This window comes from Dietzia sp. B19 (genome assembly GCF_014145155.1).
Classification (GTDB): Bacteria; Actinomycetota; Actinomycetes; order Mycobacteriales; family Mycobacteriaceae; genus Dietzia; species Dietzia natronolimnaea.
Genome location: NZ_JAALED010000536.1, coordinates 1 through 2,540 on the forward strand (window position 1 = coordinate 1; position 2,540 = coordinate 2,540).

The 2,540-nt window shown below is 72.9% G+C and carries 3 protein-coding genes; all 3 read left to right on the forward strand.

What is annotated here, in order from left to right; all coding sequences use genetic code 11:
* On the forward strand, window positions 1-1,392 hold a 1,392-nt coding region (locus G6020_RS14605), incomplete at its 5' end, for a cobaltochelatase subunit CobN (protein ID WP_182611105.1).
* On the forward strand, window positions 1,385-2,197 hold the full coding sequence (gene cobF, locus G6020_RS14610) for a precorrin-6A synthase (deacetylating) (protein ID WP_344392684.1): 813 nt from the start codon (window positions 1,385-1,387) through the stop codon (window positions 2,195-2,197). The genes G6020_RS14605 and cobF, both read left to right, overlap by 8 nt.
* Window positions 2,198-2,240: 43 nt before the next feature.
* Window positions 2,241-2,378 carry a hypothetical protein gene (locus tag G6020_RS14615; protein WP_179524167.1) on the forward strand — a complete coding sequence of 46 codons (138 nt, stop codon included), beginning with the start codon at window positions 2,241-2,243 and terminating at the stop codon, window positions 2,376-2,378.
* Window positions 2,379-2,540: the final 162 nt, after the last annotated feature.

A 2,540-nucleotide genomic window follows, 5' to 3' on the forward strand; every position in this document is an offset into this window, starting at 1 on the left:
CCGGAGGTCCTGGCCGCCGCGGGTCTGGATGACGGCGACGAGGTCGGCCGCGTCCTGGAGTTCGCCGCCCGCGAGGTGGTACCGCGACTGGCCGCCACGGTCGACGAGCTGGATGCGGTGATGCACGCCCTGGGCGGCGGGTTCGTGCCCGCCGGGCCGTCCGGTTCGCCCCTGCGCGGCCTGGTCAACGTTCTCCCGACCGGCCGCAACTTCTACACCGTGGACCCTCGGGCGATCCCGTCCCGGCTGGCCTGGGAGACCGGCCAGGCGATGGCCGACTCACTGCTGGACCGCCACGTGGCGGAGACCGGTGAGTACCCGAGCTCGGTGGGACTGTCGATCTGGGGCACCTCGGCCATGCGGACCTCGGGCGACGACGTGGCCGAGGTCCTGGCCCTGCTCGGCGTCCGTCCGGAGTGGGACGAGGCCTCCCGCCGGGTCAACGGTCTCGAGGTGGTCCCGGCCGCCGAGCTCGGCCGCCCGCGGGTCGACGTGACGGTCCGCATCTCGGGGTTCTTCCGGGACGCCTTCCCGCACGTCATCACCATGCTCGACGACGCCGTCCGGATGGTGGCGGACCTCGACGAGCCGGCCGAGCAGAACTACGTGGCCGCCCACACCCGTGCGGACCTGGCCGAGCACTCGGACCACCGGCGCGCGACCACCCGCATCTTCGGCTCCGCGCCGGGGTCGTACGGCGCCGGGATCCTGCAGACCATCGAGGCCGGCAACTGGCGGGACGACCGGGACCTGGCCGAGGTCTACACCCGGTGGGGCGGCTTCGCCTACGGCCGCGACCTGGACGGCGTCCCGGCCGCGGACGACATGCGCACCAACTATCGGCGCATCGCGGTGGCCGCCAAGAACATCGACACCCGCGAGCACGACATCGCCGACTCGGACGACTACTTCCAGTACCACGGCGGGATGATCGCGACCGTGCGAGCGCTCACCGGCGCCGAACCCCGCGCCTACGTGGGGGACTCCACCACGCCGGACGCCATCCGCACCCGGTCGCTCGCGGAGGAGACGGTCCGGGTGTTCCGGGCTCGCGTGGTCAACCCCCGGTGGATCGCGGCCATGCAGCGGCACGGCTACAAGGGGGCCTTCGAGCTGGCCGCGACGGTGGACTACCTCTTCGGGTTCGACGCCACCGCAGGGGTCGTGCACGACTGGATGTACGACACGCTGGCCAGGGAGTACGTGCTGGACCAGACCAACCAGGAGTTCCTGCGGCGGTCCAACCCGTGGGCGTTGCGCGGGATGATCGAGCGGCTCTCCGAGGCCGCCGACCGCGGGTTGTGGGCCGAGCCGGACGCCGAGATCATGGACCGGATGCGGCAGGTCTACCTGGACGTCGAGGGCGACCTCGAGGACACCCACGGTGACTGACCGGGTGTCCCGCCTCCCGGCCGGGGAGGCCGGCGGCACCCCGCGCCGCCGGGTGCGGGTGGTGGGGATCGGCTCCGGGGGGCCGGACCAGATCACGGTGGAGGCGATCACGGCCCTGCGGGAGTCCGCCTACGCCGTGGCCGCGGTGAAGGGGGCCTCAGACCCCTTGGTCGATCTCCGTAGGCAGCTACTCGCCCGCCACGCGCCGGGCGTCGAGCTGGTGGGGGTCGCCGATCCGGAGCGGGACCGCTCGTCGCGGTCGACCTCCTCCCACGTCGGGTACCGCGGCGTGGTCCTGGACTGGCACGAGGCCCGGTCCCTGGCGTGGGAGCGGGTGCTGGCGGACCGGCCCGGCGACGTGGCGGTGCCCGTATGGGGCGACCCCGCCTTCTACGACTCCACGCTGCGGATCGTCGACCGGATCCTCGCCCGTGGCCGGCTCGACTTCGCCGTCGAGGTGATCCCCGGCATCTCCGCTCTACAGGTGTTGGCGGCGCGTCACCGGCTGGTCCTGCACGAGATCGGCGGGACGGTCACCGTGACCACCGGCCGGCGTCTGGCGGAGGTCGTCGCCGGCGGAGCGGACAACGTGGTGGTGATGCTCAACGCGGACCTGCCGCTGGAGGACCTGGCCGACTGGCACATCTGGTGGGGCGGCAACCTCGGCGATGCGGGAGAGTGCCTGCTCGCGGGCAGGGTCGGCGACGTCCTCGGCGAGCTGCGGGGCAATCGTGAGCGGCTCCGCGCGGAGCACGGCTGGGTGATGGACGTGTACCTCCTGCGCCGCCCGGTCGCGGCGGGCTGATACTGTGCCTACACTGGCGCTCCCCCGAGAACAGAGGTGCACTATGGCTTTCCTGAGAAATGCCCTGCGGACCGGCGTCGCGCTCAAGGCCGCCGAGGTGGTCAAGCGTGAGGCGTCCAAGCCGGAGAACCAGCGCAAGGCCCGCGAGTTCGCGGAGAAGATCCGCAACCGCAAGCGCTGACCGCCGGCCGGTCAGATCCAGTCGACGATCTCCACGGGGTCGTCGGCCCCGGCTCCCTCCGGGACCACGGCGAGCGCGGGAGCGCCTGCGAGGTCGGCCAGGTGGGCGGTGCGGACCCGGCCGGAGAGAGTCCATCCGCCGGCCCCGTCGGGGCGGGCCGGC